The sequence below is a fragment of the Nonomuraea sp. NPDC047897 genome (genome assembly GCF_043204415.1).
In the GTDB taxonomy this organism is placed as follows: domain Bacteria; phylum Actinomycetota; class Actinomycetes; order Streptosporangiales; family Streptosporangiaceae; genus Nonomuraea.
Genome location: NZ_JBIDCC010000019.1, coordinates 83,518 through 101,438 on the forward strand (window position 1 = coordinate 83,518; position 17,921 = coordinate 101,438).

At 73.4% G+C, this 17,921-nt stretch carries 14 protein-coding genes and 1 tRNA gene; 5 read left to right on the forward strand and 10 right to left on the reverse strand.

The features are described 5' to 3' along the window. The first annotated feature begins 29 nt into the window (after nt 1–29). From ACGF0J_RS33460 to ACGF0J_RS33470, 3 genes are read left to right on the forward strand one after another with little or no spacing between them, the layout of a single operon-like run. Nucleotides 30–1,019, forward strand: a complete 990-nt coding sequence (locus ACGF0J_RS33460; RefSeq protein WP_393152415.1) for an NAD-dependent epimerase/dehydratase family protein — start codon at nt 30–32, stop codon at nt 1,017–1,019. A gap of 5 nt (nt 1,020–1,024) precedes the next feature. Next, the gene (locus ACGF0J_RS33465; RefSeq protein WP_393152417.1) at nt 1,025–2,056 is read left to right on the forward strand and encodes a glycosyltransferase family 4 protein; all 1,032 of its coding nucleotides are present in this window, start codon (nt 1,025–1,027) and stop codon (nt 2,054–2,056) included. A gap of 4 nt (nt 2,057–2,060) precedes the next feature. Further along, nucleotides 2,061–3,449, forward strand: coding sequence for a polysaccharide biosynthesis tyrosine autokinase (locus tag ACGF0J_RS33470; protein ID WP_393152419.1), 1,389 nt, complete (start codon nt 2,061–2,063; stop codon nt 3,447–3,449). On the opposite strand, the gene ACGF0J_RS33475 is transcribed toward ACGF0J_RS33470, so the two are convergent. The 3 genes from ACGF0J_RS33475 to ACGF0J_RS33485 form a co-directional block, all read right to left on the reverse strand. After that, nucleotides 3,427–4,005: a hypothetical protein gene (locus tag ACGF0J_RS33475; RefSeq protein WP_393152421.1), complete on the reverse strand. Its 579-nt coding sequence runs from the start codon at nt 4,003–4,005 to the stop codon at nt 3,427–3,429. The two genes, ACGF0J_RS33470 and ACGF0J_RS33475, sit on opposite strands and share 23 nt — an antisense overlap. Before the next feature lie 72 nt (nt 4,006–4,077). Next, nucleotides 4,078–5,847 carry a DUF4012 domain-containing protein gene (locus ACGF0J_RS33480; protein ID WP_393152423.1) on the reverse strand — a complete coding sequence of 590 codons (1,770 nt, stop codon included), beginning with the start codon at nt 5,845–5,847 and terminating at the stop codon, nt 4,078–4,080. After that, nucleotides 5,837–6,553, reverse strand: coding sequence for an LPXTG cell wall anchor domain-containing protein (locus ACGF0J_RS33485; protein WP_393152425.1), 717 nt, complete (start codon nt 6,551–6,553; stop codon nt 5,837–5,839). The genes ACGF0J_RS33480 and ACGF0J_RS33485 overlap by 11 nt, the downstream gene beginning before the upstream one ends. A 492-nt stretch (nt 6,554–7,045) precedes the next feature. Between ACGF0J_RS33485 and ACGF0J_RS33490 the strand changes: the two genes are divergently transcribed. After that, a complete protein-coding gene (locus ACGF0J_RS33490) occupies nt 7,046–7,357 on the forward strand; it encodes a LuxR C-terminal-related transcriptional regulator (protein ID WP_393152427.1) in 312 nt (103 codons plus the stop codon). 182 nt (nt 7,358–7,539) lie between these two features. Here ACGF0J_RS33490 and ACGF0J_RS33495 read toward each other — a convergent pair. The 7 genes from ACGF0J_RS33495 to ACGF0J_RS33525 all read right to left on the reverse strand — a co-directional run bounded on the left by ACGF0J_RS33495 (nt 7,540) and on the right by ACGF0J_RS33525 (nt 16,270). Beyond that, nucleotides 7,540–7,615: transfer RNA gene (locus ACGF0J_RS33495), tRNA-His, on the reverse strand. Nucleotides 7,616–7,680: 65 nt separating this feature from the next. Next, nucleotides 7,681–8,274 carry an oligoribonuclease gene (orn, locus tag ACGF0J_RS33500; RefSeq protein ID WP_393152429.1) on the reverse strand — a complete coding sequence of 198 codons (594 nt, stop codon included), beginning with the start codon at nt 8,272–8,274 and terminating at the stop codon, nt 7,681–7,683. Nucleotides 8,275–8,344: 70 nt separating this feature from the next. Next, nucleotides 8,345–9,676, reverse strand: coding sequence for a DUF2510 domain-containing protein (locus ACGF0J_RS33505; protein WP_393152431.1), 1,332 nt, complete (start codon nt 9,674–9,676; stop codon nt 8,345–8,347). Between the two features lie 48 nt (nt 9,677–9,724). Next, nucleotides 9,725–11,212 carry a hypothetical protein gene (locus ACGF0J_RS33510; RefSeq protein ID WP_393152433.1) on the reverse strand — a complete coding sequence of 496 codons (1,488 nt, stop codon included), beginning with the start codon at nt 11,210–11,212 and terminating at the stop codon, nt 9,725–9,727. A 21-nt stretch (nt 11,213–11,233) separates the two neighbouring features. Continuing rightward, nucleotides 11,234–12,922, reverse strand: a complete 1,689-nt coding sequence (locus tag ACGF0J_RS33515) for a serine/threonine-protein kinase (protein ID WP_393152435.1) — start codon at nt 12,920–12,922, stop codon at nt 11,234–11,236. 112 nt (nt 12,923–13,034) lie between these two features. Further along, nucleotides 13,035–15,545, reverse strand: a complete 2,511-nt coding sequence (locus ACGF0J_RS33520) for a serine/threonine-protein kinase (RefSeq protein ID WP_393152437.1) — start codon at nt 15,543–15,545, stop codon at nt 13,035–13,037. A gap of 86 nt (nt 15,546–15,631) precedes the next feature. Next, nucleotides 15,632–16,270, reverse strand: coding sequence for a pyridoxamine 5'-phosphate oxidase family protein (locus tag ACGF0J_RS33525; protein ID WP_393152439.1), 639 nt, complete (start codon nt 16,268–16,270; stop codon nt 15,632–15,634). A 72-nt stretch (nt 16,271–16,342) separates the two neighbouring features. On the opposite strand from ACGF0J_RS33525, the gene ACGF0J_RS33530 reads away from it, so the two are divergent. Beyond that, nucleotides 16,343–17,920, forward strand: coding sequence for a PLP-dependent aminotransferase family protein (locus ACGF0J_RS33530; protein WP_393152441.1), 1,578 nt, complete (start codon nt 16,343–16,345; stop codon nt 17,918–17,920). Nucleotide 17,921: the final 1 nt, after the last annotated feature.

Sequence of the window (17,921 nt, forward strand, 5' to 3'; positions counted from 1 at the left end):
CTCTCGACGTATGTGACTAGGGGAAGCCCGTGAGCAATTCAGCGAAGACCACGTACCTCATAACCGGCGGCAGCGGCTTCGTCGGCTCGCACCTGACCGACGCGCTGCTCGCCCGCGGCGACGCGGTCATCGTCCTGGACAACCTGTCGACCGGCCGGCTGGAGAACCTCCGCCCGCACCCGGACCTGCGTTTCGTGCAGGGATCGGTCCTGGACGAGCTCATGGTGGACGAGCTCGTGCACCAGTGCGACACCGTCGTCCACCTGGCCGCCGCGGTCGGCGTGAAACTCATCGTCGAGCAGCCGCTGCGGTGCCTGACGACCAACATCCGCGGCTCCGAGATCGTCATCGAGGCGGCGCACCGGTACCGCAAGAAGATCCTCATCACCAGCACGAGCGAGATCTACGGCAAGAACTCCTCGGGGCCGCTGCGCGAGGAGGCCGACCGCATCCTCGGCAGCCCCGCGGTGGTGCGCTGGGCCTACAGCACCGCCAAGGCCGTCGACGAGATCCTCGCCAACGCCTACCACCGCGAGCGCGGGCTGCCGACCGTCGTGGTCCGGCTGTTCAACACCGTGGGGCCGCGGCAGAGCGCCGCCTACGGCATGGTCATCCCGCGGCTGGTCCAGCAGGCGCTCACCGGGCAGCCGCTCACGGTCTTCGGCGACGGCACGCAGACCCGCTGCTTCGCGCACGTCGCCGACGTCGTCGACGCGCTGCTGCGGCTGCTCGACCTGGAGACGGCCGTCGGCCAGACCTTCAACATCGGGTCCGCCGAGGAGGTCAGCATCCTGGAGCTGGCCAAGCTGGTCATCGAGCACACCGGGTCCCCCTCCGCGCTGGAGCTCGTCCCGTACCACGAGGCCTACCAGCAGGGCTTCGAGGACATGGTCCGCCGGGTGCCGGACACCACCAAGCTGCGCGAACTCACCGGCTGGACACCTCGGCGCACCCTCGACGAGATCCTCACCGAGGTCGTCAGGAAGGTACGCGAAGACCTCGCGGCGTCCCTCCGGTGAGCGCGATGCTGGTCCTCACGGTGGGCAGCGCCGCCTACCTGATCAGCGGCCTGACCGTCCCGTCGTTCAAGCGCCTGGCGCTGCGCTGGGGCCTCACCGACCGCCCGAGCGAGAAGAAGGCCCACGCGCGGCCGACCCCCTACCTGGGGGGCCTGGCCATCGTGCTCGGCACGGTGGCGCCGCTGCTCGTGGTGCTCCGCGACGCCGACCAGCGGATCGTCGCGATCCTGCTGGGCGGGGCGGTGATCACCCTGATCGGGCTGATCGACGACATCAGGCCGCTGCCCGCCGTCACCCGGCTGAGCGCGGAGGCGGTCGCCGCGACCGGCGTCGTGCTGTCCGGCGTGCACGTCACGCTGTTCGGCGGCTGGCCGGACCTGGCCGTCACGGTGCTGTGGATCGTCGTGATGACCAACTCGTTCAACCTGCTCGACAACATGGACGGCGCCCTCGGCGCCATCGCCACGGCGACGGCGGGTTTCCTGTCCGCGACCGCGTTCGTCAGCGGCCACGCCGGACTGGGCCTGCTGCTCGCCGGGCTGACCTGTGCCTGCCTGGGCTACCTGCCGCACAACTGGGCGCCGGCGCGGATATTCATGGGCGACTCGGGGTCGCTGTTCATCGGCTTCGTGCTCACCTGCTCCGCCGCCCTCCTGGTGACGGGGCACGGCCTCGACATCGCGGTCGCCGGGCTGCTCCTGCCGACGTTCGTCGCGGGCGTGGACACCGGGGTCGTGCTGCTGTCGCGGATCCGGGCGGGGCGCTCGCCGCTGATGGGCGGCACCGACCACGTGTCGCACCGGCTGCGCAGGACGGGGATGCCCACCCGGGCGGTCGCCGCCCTGCTCGGCGCGGTCGCCGCCGGCGCCGGCGCGCTGTGGCTCGCCGCCGTCCTGCGCCTGCTGCCGCCGCTCGCAGTGGCCGTCGTCGCGGTCACCGCCACGGCCCTGCTCATCGGCCGGCTGCAGGGCGTGCACGTCTACGTGCCCATCGAACACCTCAAGGCTCCTCCGAGAATCCGTGAAAGGCGGCGTTGATCCCGTGGATCTGCTCTATTACGTACGGCTGGCGCGCAGGAACTGGCTGTTCATCCTCCTGTCGCTGGTCATCGGGGTGACCGCGGCGGTCATGGTCACCGCGAACACGCCGCCGACGTACGTGGCGTCGACCTCCATGCTGGTCTCCGGCCACGACAAGGAGGGCAGCCTGTCCACCGCGTACCAGGCGGGGATGCTGTCGGCGCAGCGCGTCCAGTCGTACGCCACCCTGCTGTCCAGCCGCCGGCTGGTGAGCGAGATCGTCGCAGTCGAGGACGTCCGGCGCGTGCAGGGGAACATCACCGCCGAGGTCGTCCCAGGCACGGTCCTGCTGCGCGCCTCCGTCAGCGACACCGACCCGGCCCGTGCCGCGCAGCTCGCCAACACCCTGGGCGCGCGCTTCACCGAGCTGATCGACCGGATCGAGCGGCCCACGCCGAGGAGCCAGTCGACCATCAAGATCACCGTGGTGGACGAGGCGGAGGTGCCCCAGGCGCCGGTCAGCCCGCGGCCGACCATGAACGTCCTGTTCGGCTTGCTGGTCTCGCTGCTCGTCGCGCTGGCCGCGCTCGTGCTGCGCGACCGGCTCGACACCACCGTCAAGAGCTCGCACGCGCTGCAGGAGACGTCCGGCAGCTCCACGCTCGGCATCATCGGCTACGAGCGCGACGCCCGCCGCAACCCGCTGATCGTGCGCCGCAAGGGCCGCTCGTCCCGGGCGGAGGCGTTCCGGTCGCTGCGCACCAACCTGCAGTTCATCGGCGTGGACCGGCAGCCCAAGTCGCTGGTCATCACGAGCTGCCTGCCGAACGAGGGCAAGTCGTCCACCTCGTCCAACCTGGCCATCACCCTCGCCCAGGCGGGCTGGCGGGTCATCCTGGTCGACGGCGACCTGCGCCGCCCGCGCATTCCCGACTACTTCGGCATCGAGGGCGGCGTCGGCCTGACCGACGTGCTGATCGGCCGGGCCCGGCTCGACGAGGTGGTGCAGACCTGGGGCGAGCCTCGGCTGCACGTGCTGCCGAGCGGCCAGATCCCGCCGAACCCCAGCGAACTGCTCGCCTCGCGCGGCATGCGGCAGGTCCTCGACCAGCTCGCCGCCGAGTTCGACATGGTGATCATCGACGCGCCGCCGCTGCTGCCGGTCACCGACGCGGCCACGCTCGCTGCGGTCTGCGACGGGACGATGCTGGTCGCCCGGTACGGCAAGACGCGCCAGGAGCACATCCAGCGGGGCACCGAGCTGCTCGCCTCCATCAACGCCCGGATCGTGGGCACGGTGCTGAACTTCGTGCCGGCCAAGGCGAGCCGCTACGACGGCTACGGCTACGGCTACGGTTACGACTCGGCCCCCGCGGACGCGGCGCCGGTCAAGAAGCCGGCGGCTGTGTGAGCAGCCCGAGCGGGGCGGCCAGCGCCTGCGCGATGCGTCGTCCCGCCGTCCGGTAGGCCCACCGGGAGCCACCGAACGGGTCGGGGATGTCGGGCTGGTCCACGCGGACCAGCCCACGCAGGTCCCTGGCCTGCTCGACCAGCGACCGCGCCCGCCGCACCACGTCGCGCTGGGCGGCCAGCGCCTCGCCGGCCACCTCCCGGCTGAGCACGCCGAACTCCGCGATCGTGAACGTCCGCCCGGCCGCCGGCAGGTGCATCGCCACCGCCTCGGCCCGGTGCGCCACCGTGGCCGTCAGCACCAGATCGGCGGCCGCCACCAGGTCACCGGTGAGCGGCCTGGAGGCGAACCCGTCGGGGTCGCCGCCGAGGCCGACCAGCACCCGCCGGGCGCGCTCGGTCATCCCCATGCCGGGCCTGGCCCGGGTGCCCGCGCTCGTCACCTGGAACGGCGGGCCGAGCGCCGCCCGGGCCAGCCGCTCGGCCAGCGGCGAGCGGCAGATGTTGCCCGTGCACACGAACAGGATGCGGAAACCCGCCTCCGGCGTACCCTCCATGAGCGCGACCGTAGGCGGCGGCGGCCCGGGGCCCGCCCGCGGCACGCCGCCCTTTACCCATCCCTGCCTCGGTCAGCCGTCGGCGGCGCAGCCCCTGGTGTCCCAGAGGACCCGCGTCTGCTGCGGGCGGGCCAGTGGCTGCACCGGCACCACGGGTCTGGCCGGCGAGGCGGGCTCCAGGAGGTGGAACTCCAGCGTGCGGGCCTGCCGGGGCGCGAACTCCAGCATCGTCGTGAGGACGGGGTGGGAGCGCTCGACCGCCGGCAGCACCGACGCGGGCTCGCCGTCGATCCGCACGTCGCCGATCCTGGTGCCGGGCGCGGTGTAGAGCGAGACCCACAGCAGGTTGGAGCCCGGAGTGTGGCGCCGGCCCGGCCGGTCGAGCCGGCTGGTGACGTACGCGGGCAGCTCGCGCCGCGGCACGTCGTTCACCAGCCGGACCCGCACCCGTGAGACGCGGTGACCGTCGGCGCGGCACGGACCGAGCTGGTACTCCACCTGCCGGTCCAGGTAGTAGTCGAGTTTGTTGCCGGCCGAGTTGTTGATCACGAGGCTCGCGTACGGGCCGGGCCGGCCGGGCAGCGCGCCGCCCAGCGGGGTGGCCGCCAGCCGCCGCTGCTCCGCGTCCCTGCGGCTCCAGATCTGCAGCCGGCGCTCCTTCACCATCTTCGACAGGACGGGCAGCACCTGCCGCGGGTCCGGCCGGCTGCGGGTGACGGCGTCGGCGACCGTGCCGGCGATCCGCATGAGGAACCTCTTGCGGGCGTGCTGGTCGTCGTAGCGCGCGTACGCCTGTCGTTCGGTGAGGTCCACGACGTTGTCAGCGGTGAGCTTCTCGCCGCCGGGCAGGGAGACGGGCCCGATCAGCCGCAGCAGGTGCGACAGGCCGACGGGGTCGGTGGCGATGGCGCCGTCCAGCCGCCGGCCGTGCCGGCGCTCCCACAGGGCGGTCCAGGTGGCGGCGGCGTAGGGGAAGTGCGGGGAGAGGTTGGAGATGTTGAGTGCCGCCTGGGCGTCGCGGCCGTAGCGGGCGCTGTAGGCGGCCCCGTGGTCGACGACCGGCCGTGGGCTCGCCGGGAGCGCGCTGTTGGAGGAGAGCCCCTCGATGGTGACTCCGCCGCGGCCGGCCTTCAGGACGCCGAACGCGCCGACCAGCCCGCCGGTCGCGCGGGCCTCGGCGTTGGTCTGGAACGCCAGGAAGTAGCGGCGGGGGCCTTCGCGGCCCAGCATCGCGGGGAGGAGGGCGGCGGCGTCGTCGGCGGCGTCGAGCCAGCCGTGCAGCCGGTCGATCTCGCGCAGCGCCGTGGCCCGCGCCTCGTCGACCACGGCGATTCCGGTGTCCGCCGGGGTGGCGGCCAGCCGGGCGCGCGTGCCGGAGATCTTCGTGGCGGCGGCCGCCAGGGCCGGCGCGGCGGAGTCCAGCCCGTCCAGCAGCTTGCCCAGGTCGGCCACGGAGAAGCCGCCCGGCCGGATGAGTCCCGTGCCGGCCTGGTGGACGCCGGTCAGCACGCCGGTGAGGTCGGCGGCCGACTCGGCCAGCCCGCGGATGGTCGTCGCTCCCTCACCCACCACGGGCGAGTGGGTGAGCAACGACCAGTCCGGGCCGCTGGTGAGCCGGCGCGCCTCGGCCGCGTGCCGCTGCGCGAGCACGAGCGCCCCGCCCAGCCGGGCGGGGTCGCCCACGGGGAGGTTCTCCAGAGCGTCCTTGGTCGCCTGGAGCTGCTCCCGCACGTTCAGTCCGAGACGCGCCGACCATCCCCCGGCCAGCGCGAGGCAGGCCACGGGTCCCAGCAGCCCGAATGCGACGATGCGACGCCGGTTGACGCGTGTCCTACTTGGCATCGGTGGAGCGGCGACGCCTCATGGCGATGAGCGTGCCGGCGGCGCCGGCGAGCAGCAGGCCGGTGCCGGCCCCTGCCAGGGTGCTCACGGAGGACGTGCCCGTCATGGGCAGCTCCTTCTTGACCTTCTCGCAGTACTCCTCGTAGCACTCGCCCTCGTCCCACCAGCCGTGGCCGAAGTCGTCGTCGAAGTGCTTGCCCTTGTCGTCGTCACCGATGTTGATGGTGAAGTGCTTGTCCTGCGTGGAGCTGCTGTCCTCGGACGAGTCGTCCCCGTCATCCCCGTCGTCCCCGTCGTCCCCGTCGCGGCCGTCCCCGTCCTCGTCGTCGCCTTCGAGGTTGAGCGGGCCCGGCTTGACGACGCCCGTGGCGCCGTCCAGCTCGGCGGCGCTCGGGAACGACTGGATGTCGCTGAAGTCACCGAGGGGCGCGAGGTTCGGGTCGTCGGAGGTCAGCGCGTTGTCGAACATCTCCTGCTCCGACTGCGAGACGGCGACGGCGCTGGCGTCGGCGTCGTTGTCGTTGTCGTTCACGTTGTTGTTCGTGATGTTGGCGCAGACGACGACGTCGTTCCTCCCCGACTCGCAGTCGATCGGCGCCGGCGGGTACGGCTGGAGCGCGGCCATCATGGGCGACGGGTGGGAGGCGGCACCGGCCTCCGTCGCCATCCCCGTGCTGGCGAACGCCAATCCGCTCCCGACGGCCACTGCGGCCAGGATGGATTTCCTGATTTTTATTGCCATTTCGGACTCCCCGTGACGGTAGTGCGGGCCCTGGAACATTTCGCCGGGCATGCCGGTGACATGTTCGCTATGGAACCCGTTATATGTGCCGCCTCTTGGGGGGCTCCGTGCGCCGCACGAGTCTTACCGAATGAGGACAATTGATTCTCCATAAGTTGACGGTCTGATCATGGCCTCGCGCGGTGCTTCTGAGGTGTGCGCCGGGTGTCGCCCGGTTCGGCCCGCTCTGCACGATTGCGGGCGCGGCGGCATTCACGATCTTGTGTGGGCTCTCGGGGTGCTCCGCCGCTGCGCTCGCGTCACCTTCTTCGAGGGAGCCTTCGAGGGAACGCTGGCGATTTCTCCTTAACGTCCCCCAAATCATGTCAATGCGAGTTATGCTCGCTGTCTACCGCTAACGCCGGAAGCACGGGGGCCCTCGGCGATTCTGACCGTCTGCCCGCCCCCGGAGGCCGGATGAGAGTCGACGACGCAGCGTTCGAGAGCGTGCTCGCCTCGCTCAGCAAGCGCGAAGCCGAGGTCATGGACCTGATCGCGACCGGCCAGTCCAACGGCCAGATCGCGCGGCGGCTCTTCCTGAGCGAGAAGACGGTCAAGAACCACGTCAACCGCATCTACGCGAAGCTGGGCGTGGACTCCCGCGTCACCGCCATCGGCCTGTGGCAGTCGCGGCACGAGCACGAGCCCGGCGAGACCCCCGACCCGGCGGCCCTGCGGCCGGCGGGGCGGGGCGGGGCGGGGGACGCGGTCCCGGCCCGCCGGACGTGACCGGCGCCCTCACCGTCGGGACGCGTTCTGCGGCACGGCCCGCGCCCTCCCGCATCGGCCGTCGCGGATGCCGCCCCGGACACCGGACAGCGGCCGTCGCGGATGCCGCGCCGCCCCGGACAGCGGACATGCAGAAGGCCCGGCCACCGAAGTGGCCGGGCCTTCTGGCCTGGCATTTCACCTGGGGTGAGTGAAGGGACTTGAACCCTCGACATCCAGGACCACAACCTGGCGCTCTGCCAACTGAGCTACACCCACCACGCGCCGCCGCGAAGACGGCACAGGAAAAGTGTAGCGGTGTTCGGGAGTTGTTTCGCCACCCCTTAACCCGTGACACGCTCGGCGAGTGTCCTGGCTGTGGCCGAGTCGGGGCCCGGCTGCGCCACGAACACCGCCGCGCGGTAGTAGCGCAGCTCCCTGATGCTCTCGGTGATGTCGGCCAGCGCCCGGTGCCCGCCCTGCTTCTCGGGCGCGGCGAAGTAGACCCGGGGGTACCAGCGCCGTACCAGCTCCTTGATCGACGACACGTCGATCATGCGGTAGTGCAGGTAGGCGTCCACCGCCGGCATGTCGCGCGCGAGGAACGTCCGGTCGGTGCCGATGGAGTTGCCGCACAGCGGCGCCTTCTTCGGCTCGGGGATGTGGCGGCGGATGTAGTCGAGCACGAGCGACTCGGCCTCGGCCAGCGTCACCCCGCCCTGGAGCTCCGGCAGCAGACCGGAGGCGGTGTGCATCTCGCGCACCACCTGGGACATCTGCTCCAGCGACTCGGGCGGCGGCTTGATGACCACGTCGACGCCCTCGTCCACCTGGTTGAGCTCGCTGTCGGTGATGACGCACGCCACCTCGACGAGAGCATCGCGACCGAGGTCGAGCCCGGTCATCTCGCAGTCGATCCAGACCAGCAAGTCACTCATTCGCACTCCTCGCCCAAGCGGCTCGGAGCTGCCCGCCCGCTTGCTCACACGTCCAGCCTAGTGCCATGCGTCAGGCCGGCTTAAGCGAGCCGAGAACCTGATCCACCACATCGGTGCCGAGATTGTCCGGAACGGACGCGTACACGATCGCCGGACGCTCGCCCGCGCCGCGATCGATGAGGACGATCGCGCCGTTCTCCTTGTTCCACTTGTAGTCCCGCTCCTTCGACACCTTGCTGAAGTCGAGCTCGAACTGGAAGACCCACGCGTCCCTGTCACCCACCTTCATCGCCTTGTCCGCGACGATCTTGGTTTCGTGGGGGAGCTGGTAGAAGCGGGCGAAGTGGGCGAACACCACCTTGCACGTGGCGCCCATGCTCTGGCTGCCCGGATAGGGGTAGAGCTCGTGCAGCAGGCCCGTGTAGACGTTGCCGACCCAGTCGCCGGTGCCGTCGAACTTCTCGTGCGAGACCGCCTGCACGGCACTCGACCAGCGCTGCTGTGCCGGGCTGGTGCCGTTGACGGAGGTGGGGGCGGGCACGGTCCAACCCTCCGGCACCGCGTACGAGACGCCGGCCTGCGCGTCTGTGACACGGCCGGCCTGCGGCTGGGGCAGCTCCACCGTCGGAGGCGGCGGCTCCGAGGACTGCCCGGGGTCCGGCGACCGTCCGGGCTCGGTGGGCGCGGCCGTCGGCTTCGGCAGCGCGGTGCCGGCGGAGTCGTCGCGGTTGACCACGAAGATCGCGGCCGCGGCCAGCACACCGATCACGACCAGCGCCGCCACCCCGCCGAGCACCCAGGGCAGCGGGTTGCTCCGCTTCGGCGGCCGGTCGAAGCCGGGACCGGGAAGCTGCGCACCGCCCCACTGCGCCGGCTGCTGCCCCTGCCCGTACGCGGGTTGCCCGTATCCCTGATGCCCGTATCCCTGATGTCCGTAGCCCGGTTCTCCGTACCCGGGTTGACCGTAGGCGGGCTGTCCGGGGCCTGCCGGTCCCGAAGAGGGCTGACCGGGGCCCGGCTGCCCATAGCCCTGTTCGCCGGGTATGACCGGTCCGGAAGGGAGCTGACCGTGGCCGGGCTGCGCCGACGCGGCCGGGACCGAGGGACCGCCGGTCGGCGGCTGACCCTCGCCCGGACCGGACGGCAGCCCTGGGCTCTCACCGTACGGGGACCGCCCGGGCAGCGGCTCGCCGAAGCGGAGCGTCGGGTTGGCCGGCGTGGCCGGCGCGTCGGGCACCGTCTGCGGCCCCGACGGCTGCTGCTGTGGCCCCGGCTGCTGGTGCCGCTGCCCGCCAGGCTCCGGCGGGTGCGTGGCGTCGGTCCACTGGCCGCCGTCCCACCAGCGGAGTTGGGGCGATCCGTAGGGGTCGGGGTACCAGCCCGCGGGGGTCTGCGTGGTCATGCCGCCAGATTAGTAAGAACCGCTTTGATGCGCATTGTTCGGCGGGGGTCAGCACTTGTAGGTGAACGACGCCTTGTCGGTCATCCGGGTGCCGGGCGACAGCACGACGAGCGTGGCCGTGGCCTTGACGGTGCTGCGGCCCTTGAGCCGCCACCGCAGCGGCACCTCGTACGTGGTCCGGTCCGAGACGGTGCGCAGTGTCTGCCTGACCACGTCGTCGTCGGTGCTCTTGCGCCACTCGTAGGTGACCTCGCCGGGCGCGCCGTTGGTGACGATGGTGCCCTTGACGACCACGGCGCTGTCACAGCCCTGGGTCTTCCTCGGCGCCTCGACCTCGATCGAGGCGACCCGCAACGCCGGAGTCTCGCCGAGTTTCAGCCAGGCCAGGATCGCCCCGGCGATCACGACCGCGAGGACCGCGGCCGACACGACCGTCCGGCGGCGCCGTGCGCGGGCGGCCCGCGCACGGACCGTTCCGGCCCGCTGCAGCGTCTCCGCCTCCGCCCTTCCCTCCCGCCAGATCCGTTCGGCGGTGGTCTCCTGCGCCGCCTGCCGCGTCTCGACGCCCGGCCCGAACCGCACCGGCTCCGCGCCGCCGCCGTCCAGGGGCCCGCCGCCGGGGGAGCCGTCCGGCCCGCCGCCGTACGACCCGCCGTACGACCCGTCCGGCCCGCCGCCGTACGACCCGCCGTGCGCGCCGGCCGGCCCGCTGCTGCCGGGCACGTGCAGGAGCGTCACGATGTCGCCCTCGTCGCGGGGGCCCGCACCGTGGACGGCCGGCTGCTCGTACGGGGACTGGTGGGCGAACGCCGAGCGGCTCAGCGCTGCCTGGATGAGCCCTTCGCGGCCGATCACGCCGCCCGGCAGCACGTCGCGCCCGCCGAGCAGCAGGTCCCTGGCGGCGGCCAGGCCGTGCGCGGTCGCCGTCGTCGCGGCCCGCTCCACCAGCCCCACAACCCCTGCGCCGCCCGCGGCACCGGGCATCGACGCGGCCAGGCTGCGGGCCAGGGAAGCCCACGACGCCACATCGCGGTCGGGCGGTGAGCTGTGGCCGCGGATGGCGTCCGCCAGCCCGCGCTCCGACAGCAGCGCCACCCCGTCGGCCCCGACCACCACGGTCCGGGGGTGCAGCGAGCCGTGCGTGAACCCGGCCGCGTGCAGGGCCAGCAGCGTCTGCGCCGTGTCCACCAGTACGGCCGCCGCGCCGCCCGCGTCCACCTGACCCGCCGCCAGCAGGTCGGCCAGGGTGGGGCTGACCGCCTGGGCGGTGAGCAGCCACACCTGCTCTCCGGCCGCGACCACGTCGGCCACCGGGATCAGGCCGCCGATCCCGCTCGTCACCAGCCGCTGGTCGGCCAGCACGGCCGCCACGACCCGTTCGCGCACGCCGGGCAGCCCGATCACCCGCGGATCGAACAGCAGCGCCCCGGCCCTGCGGCCGTCGGGCGAGATCGCGTCGATCCAGTTGCCCAGCTCGGTGAGCCAGGTGTGCTGGGTGAGCCGGAAGCCGGCGATTCCGTCCCTCGTGTTCTCCATCGCCGTCGCTCCCCGGTGCCGCTAGCGCTTCCTCCGGTGCCGCCCCGCCATGCGGCGCTTCACCGCCAGTGTGACGGGCACCGTGCCGGACGTCACCAGCCCGGCCGCGAGCAGCGCGGCGGCGGCCGTCGCCGTGGGTTCGGGAGCAGGGGTCCCGCTGGGGCCGGTCGCCCGGGGCGTTCCCTCCCCGCCGCCGTCCCCGCCTCCGCCGGTCGACGGCGAGCCGCTGGGCGTGTCGGACGGGGAGGGGGCGGGCGAGACGGGGGGAGGAGAGGCGGTGGTGGGCGACGCCGACGGGACGGGCGACCGCGTCACCCGCGTGGTCGGCGGGTCGTCGACCGTGCCGGTGATCTCCGGGTCGGGAGACGGGCTGGGGCTCGGCCGCCTGGTGGACCTGACCGGAGTGGGGGTGGGCCGGCGCGATGGGGACGTCGACGCCTTCGGCGTGGGGCTCTTCGTCGTGGCGACCGGGACGGCGGCCGACGTCGTGGCCTGCGGCACGGGCTCGTCGGACGCCGCGTCGGCGGACGGCGTCGCAGGCTCGCCGGTCTCCTCCGGGACCTCGTCGGCCGGCTCTTCGGCGGGCTCTTCGGCCGGGTCGTCGGCGGGTTCGAGGGGCGCGGGTTCGGCCGTGGTGGGCGTCACCTCCGAGCTCTGCGCCCGCAGCGCCGCGTCGCCGTCGAAGGCGTTCACCGCGACCATCGTCACGCCCACCAGCAGTCCGACGCAGACCGCACCGATGAGGATCTTCGTGGAGAGCTTTGCGAGCAGCCCGGACGGCTCGTCGAAGGTGGTCTCGGCGAGCGAGGTCTGCGTCTCCGCCGGCGTGTCCGGCGTGTTGGGGAAGAGCAGGGCCAGCAGGCCGGCGAGCCGCGCCAGCCGGCGGCGCCCGCGTTCCTCCCAGTCCGGCCCGTACGCCTCGGCCGCGATCGCTTCCAGCTCTGTCAGGAACGCCTCGGCGGACGGTGGCCGCTCGGCGGCGTTCTTGGCCAGGCCGCGTTCGACCAGGCCGCGCAGTTGCGCGGGCACCTCCTCGACCGGCGGCTGCACGCTCTGGTGCTGCCGCGCGAGCGCGGCGAGGTTGGACGCGCGGAACGGCCGGGTGCCGGTGAGGCACTCGAAGAACACGACCGTGGCGGCGTAGACGTCGGTGGCGGGCGCCGCGGCGGCTCCCGACCACTGTTCCGGCGCCATGTAGGGCGGGGTGCCGGCGGCGCTGCCGCCCTCGCCGGCACGGACGGCGATGCCGAAGTCGACGAGCTTGCTGGCGCCGTCGCCCTGGACGACGACGTTCTCGGGCTTGAAGTCGCGGTGCACGACGCCGATCGCGTGCGCCGCCGCCAGGCCCTTCAGCGAACCCTTGAGCACGGTCAGCGCGGCCTCCGGCCCGGTCGGCCCCTCCGAACGGAGGACCTGGCGCAGCGACACCCCGTTGACGAGCTCCATGACGATCGCGGCGCCGGACCCGGTCTCGACATAGTCGATCAGGCGGGCGTTGTACGGGCTGCGCAGGGTGGCGAGCAGCCGGGCCTCGTGCCGGAACCGGGCGACGAAGCCCACGTCGTACCTGAGCTGGTCGGACAGGTACTTGACGGCGACCTCCGTGCCGTCGTGGTCACGTCTGGCCAGGACCACCCGGCCGGCGGAACCGCTCCCCAGCTCGCGGACGGCGCTGTACCCAGGGACCTCCCACTGCTCATCGCCGTGCATAACGGTCTCCTCTGGAGTCTTCTGGGCCCCCACCCAAAACAAACGCACCGTAGCTTAACCACAAAGGGCCGGTATCCGCCCATGAGTGGCTGAATGAGGTTGAAGTCACAGGTCAGCGCGTCGTTCCCGGGCCCGCCGACGGGCCTTCCTCCGCCCGGCCGTCCTCGGTGCGCGGCTCCTGAGGCTCACCGCCGTCCGGCTGCCCGTCCTGCGGCGGTTCCGACGGGGGCTGCGAAGGGGACTCCGAAGGGGGGCACGCGGGGGTCCGGCCCGACCTGGCCGCGGCGCCGCTGCCCGCCGCCGGGTCGGTGACCGCCAGCACCCGCCACGTCACGCCGCAGGGCACCTCGCCGAACGCGTGGGCGACCGTCCTGGTGTAGGAGGTATCGCCGGACAGGGTCAGCCGCTCCGTGCGCGACTGCTCGCCCGCCGTGAACGAGACGGTCAGCCGGACCGGCTGCTCGTCGGCCGTGGTCACCGCGACGACCGCGGTGGCGGAGCCGCGCCCGGTCATCGCCGCCCGCACGATCGACACCCGCCGGACCCCGGGCGGGCAGCTCACCCGGGTGCGGGCCGTGGCCTGCCGGTCACCGGCCGTCACGAAGGCGGTGAGCGTGGCGCCGCACGGGCGGCTCCGGAAGGCGTGGCCCAGCGACCTGGTGTAGGAGGTCCTGCCGGACAGCGTCGCCTCCCGGGTGGCGACCGTGTCGCCGTTCACCGCGAACCTCGCCCGTACCGGCACCGCCGCCGTTCCGCTGGTCGTCACCCGGATCCGCGCGGTGGCCGCCCGGCCGGGCGCGTCGGCCATGACGAGCGCGAGCCGCAGGTTCGTGACCGTGGCGGGGCAGGGCGGCATGACCAGTGTGGCTGTCCTGGCGCCGCCGGGCGCGGCGGGGGCGGTGGCGACGGTCAGGGTGACCGTCGTGCCGCAGGGGCGTCGGCCGAGGTCGCGGCTGAGGGTGCGGGTGTAGGAGGTGTCGCCGCTCAGGGACGATCGCTGGGTGTGGACGACGGTCCCGCCGACCGCCCAGGTGGCGGTGGCGGTGATGGGGGCGGTGCCGGTGGCCCGGACGGTGATCGTGGCGGCGGCGACCGCGTCGGCGTTCACCGTGAGCCCGCCGACGCCGATGACGGTTACCGAGGTCCCCGTCGTGGGCGTGGCGCTCGGCGTCGCTGTGGGTGTCGGTGTCGGTGTCGGCGTCGGGGTGGGTGTCGGGGTGGGGGTCGGGGTCGGGGTCGGGGTGGCGGTCCGTGTGGGCGTGGCCGTGGGCGTGGCGGTCCTCGTCGGGGTGGCGGTGCCTGTCGGGGTGGCGGTGCCGGTCGGGGGTGCGGGCCTCGTGGGGGTACCCGTGGTCGGGCGGATCGGCTGCGGGGTCGTGGGCGGGCCCTCCGACGCGGGTCCCCCCGTCTCGGGGGCGGCGGTCAGGGATGCGGAGGGCAGGACGGCGGGTGTCGGGAGGCCGGTCCCGCTGCCGGGCGGCGGCGTGGCGGGCTCCGGCGAGCCGCTGTCACCAGGACCGGGCCCCGGGTCGGGCGAGCCGAGCTGGGCCGGGCCTGGCTGCGACGGCGCGGCCGCGACCACGTCGAAGGGTTTCGGTCCCTGCGTCCGCCCGGTCAGCACGGCCACGGCGGCGACGGCCACCACGGCGGCCAGTCCCGCGCCCATGCCGAGTCGTACCGCGTTGTTGCGCGCGCCGCGCACCGCTCCCCGGAACACCGTCTGCGCCAGCGAGGTGGACGTCTCGGCGGGAGGCGGCTCCGGCGTCGGCAGCAGCGCGGCGAGCAGCGCCACCAGCGCGGCCAGCCGGCGCCTGCCGCGTTCCTCCCAGTCCTCGCCGTAGGCGGCCCTGGCCGCCTCCTCCAGCTCGGCCACGAACGTCTCGGCCCGGGCGGGCCGGTCGGCAGGGTCCTTGGCCAGGCCGCGCATGAGCAGCTCGCGGACCGGTTCGGGGGCGTCGTGTACCGGGACCGGCGCGTACACGTGCTGGTAGCCGAGCACGCTCGGCTCGGTGGACCGGTAGGGCCGGTGGCCGGTGAGGCACTCGAAGAAGACCGTCGCCGCCGCGTACACGTCGGTCGCGGGTGAGGCGGGGGCGCCCGCCCACAGCTCCGGCGCCATGTACGGGGGCGTGCCGGCGGGGGTCGAGACGGTGCCCTGGCGGACGGCGATGCCGAAGTCGACGAGCTTGCTCACGCCGTCGGGGCGGACGATCACGTTCTCGGGCTTGTAGTCACGGTGGACCAGGCCCATCGCGTGCGCCCTGGCCAGGCCGAGCAGCGAACCCTTGAGCACGACCAGCGCCGCCTCCGGCCCCGTCGTGCCGTTCTCGCGCAGCAGCGCGCGCAGCGAGACGCCGTTGACGAGCTCCATGACGATGGCCGCGCCCCCGGGATCCTGCACGTACTCCCAGAGCGTGGCGATGTGCTGGTCGCGCAGCGTCATCAGCAGGCGGGCCTCCGCCTGGAAGCGGCCCAGCGCCTCAGGGTCGCCCAGCAGCCGCTCGGACAGGTACTTGACCGCGACCTTGACGCCCGTCTCGTCGTGCACCGCGAGGACGACCCGGCCGCCGGCACCCGCGCCGAGCTGCCTGACCTCCGTGTATCCCGGAGCGCTCCACTCCACTGCCTGCCTCCCATCAGGAGTTGGCCCACCTGATGAGACGCGTGATCTAGGGGCGAAGTTTGCCAGGTGGTTCCTGATTCATGGAACTACCGCCGGCCGCTGATGTGAACAGGTACGTCGATACCTTCTGGGAGCACCGGGTCGGGCACGGGAGCACCCCACGAGGTCTCCAGGGGCAGCACCCCGGCCCAGACGGGCAGCGCGTAGTCCTCGGGGTCGTCGCTCGGCCCGCCGCGCCTGATCTTGACGGACGCCTCCGCCAGCGACAGGGCCAGGACGGCCGTGGCCGCCAGCTCCTTGCGCGACGGCCGCCGGGCGTAGTCCCACTGGCCGGGAGCGAGTTGCTCGGTCAGCGCGCGCAGTGCCGCCAGCCGTTCCTCCTCGTCCGTCACCAGCCTGGCCCGGCCGTAGACGATGGCCGAGCGGTAGTTCACGGAGTGGTGGAACGCCGACCGGGCCAGCACGATGCCGTCCACGTGCGTGACCGTGACGCACACCTCCGTGCCGTCGCCGGCGCGCAGCGAGCGGGCTCCGGTGGAGCCGTGCAGGTAGAGGGTGTCGCCGATGCGCCCGTAGCCGGTGGGCACCACCATCGGGCAGCCGTCGACCACCACGCCCAGGTGGCAGAACAGCCCCGTGTCGAGCACCTCGTACAGGTCGTCCCGGTCGGTGCTGCCGCGGTGCTTCTCGCGGCCGAGCCTGGTGCGGGGTGTGGTGGAGAGCATGCGTTCGACGCTAACGGCGAAGTGGACCTATCCTGTAGGGCCACTATCAGACGCTTCTCGGAGACCACTTTCGTGCGCAGCCTCGTCGACCTGCCCGTTTCCCTCGACCGGGGAGCGGCCCTGCCGCTGTCCGCACAGCTCGCCGACTGGCTGCGGCGGGCGATGCTGGCGGGCACGCTCGCGCCGGGGGAGCGGCTGCCGTCCTCGCGCGGGCTCGCCGCGCAGCTCGGAGTGAGCAGGACGGTGATCACGGAGGCGTTCCAGCAGCTGTACGCCGAGGGGTGGCTGGAGGGCCGGCACGGTTCGGGCACGTTCGTCGCCCCCGCCGAGACTCCCCGCCGCCCCGTCCCGCCGGAGCCGGGCGGCGGCACGACGGCCGGCGGCTCGCACGCGGCGACCGCGAACGGCCTGCCCGGCTCCCCGGGCGCGGCAACTGCGAGCGGCCTGCCCGGTCCTCCCTGCACGGCGACCGCGAACGGCGTGCCCAGCCGCCCCCGTGCGGCGCCCGCGAGCGGCGCGTCCGGCGCCCGTAGCGTCGGCGGGGCGGCGGGGGCGAGGCCCGGCGTGCGGCAGGTGGACCTGCGGCCAGGACACCCCTGGGTGCGCGACTACGACGAGCCGGCCTGGCGGCGGGCCTGGCGCAGGGCCGCCGACCTGCCACCCGGCGGCGACCCCGACCCGTACGGCCTGCCCCACCTCAGGGAGTTGCTGGCCGACCACCTGAGGCGCACCAGGGCCGTTACCGTCGGGCCGGAGAACATCCTGGTCACCCGCGGCACCGGCAACGGCCTCGACCTGTGCGCGCTGGCCCTGCTCGCCGGCGGCGGCCGGGCGGGTGTCGAGGAGCCGGGCTACCGGGTGGCCCGCGCGGTGTTCGCGGCCAGGGGAGCCGAGATCGTGCCCTGCCCGGTGGACGAGGACGGCGTGGTCGTCGACGGCCTTCCCGGCGATCTCGGCCTGCTCTACACCACGCCGGCCCACCAGTACCCGCTCGGCGGACGCCTGCCGATCCCGCGCCGCGAACGCCTGCTCGGCTGGGCCCGCGCCACCGGGGCGACGGTCGTGGAGGACGACTACGACGCCGAGTTCCGCTACGACGTGGCGCCGCTGCCCGCCCTGTTCGGGCTCGACCCGTCGCGCGTCGTGCTGCTCGGCACCCTGTCGAAGACGTTGGCTCCCGATGTCGGGCTCGGCTGGCTGGTCGGCACGGAGGAGCTCGTGCACCGTGTCGCGGCCCTGCGGGACGGCCTTGGCGACCGCACGAGCGGGCCGGTCCAGCAGGCCGTCGCCACCCTGCTCGAACGCGGCGACCTCGACCGGCATCTGCGTCGCATGCGGCTGGAGTACGCCCGGCGCCGCGCCGTGGTCGTCGAGGTGCTCGGCGGCGTGTGCCGGCTGCGGGGGGACACGGCCGGGCTGCACGTCCTCGCCGAGCTCCCGGCGGACGCGGTCGCGCCGCTCGTCGCTGCGGCCCGCGAGGAGGGCGTCCTGCTCGACACCACCGCCCGCCACCACCACGGACCCCCGCGGGTGCACGGCCTCGTCATCGGGTACGGCTCCGCCTCGCTGCCGGAGGTGCGCCGCGGCTGCGCGATCCTCGCCCGGCTCGTCGCGCGGCTCGTTGCGCCGCGAACCAGAGCGGCGTTCTAAT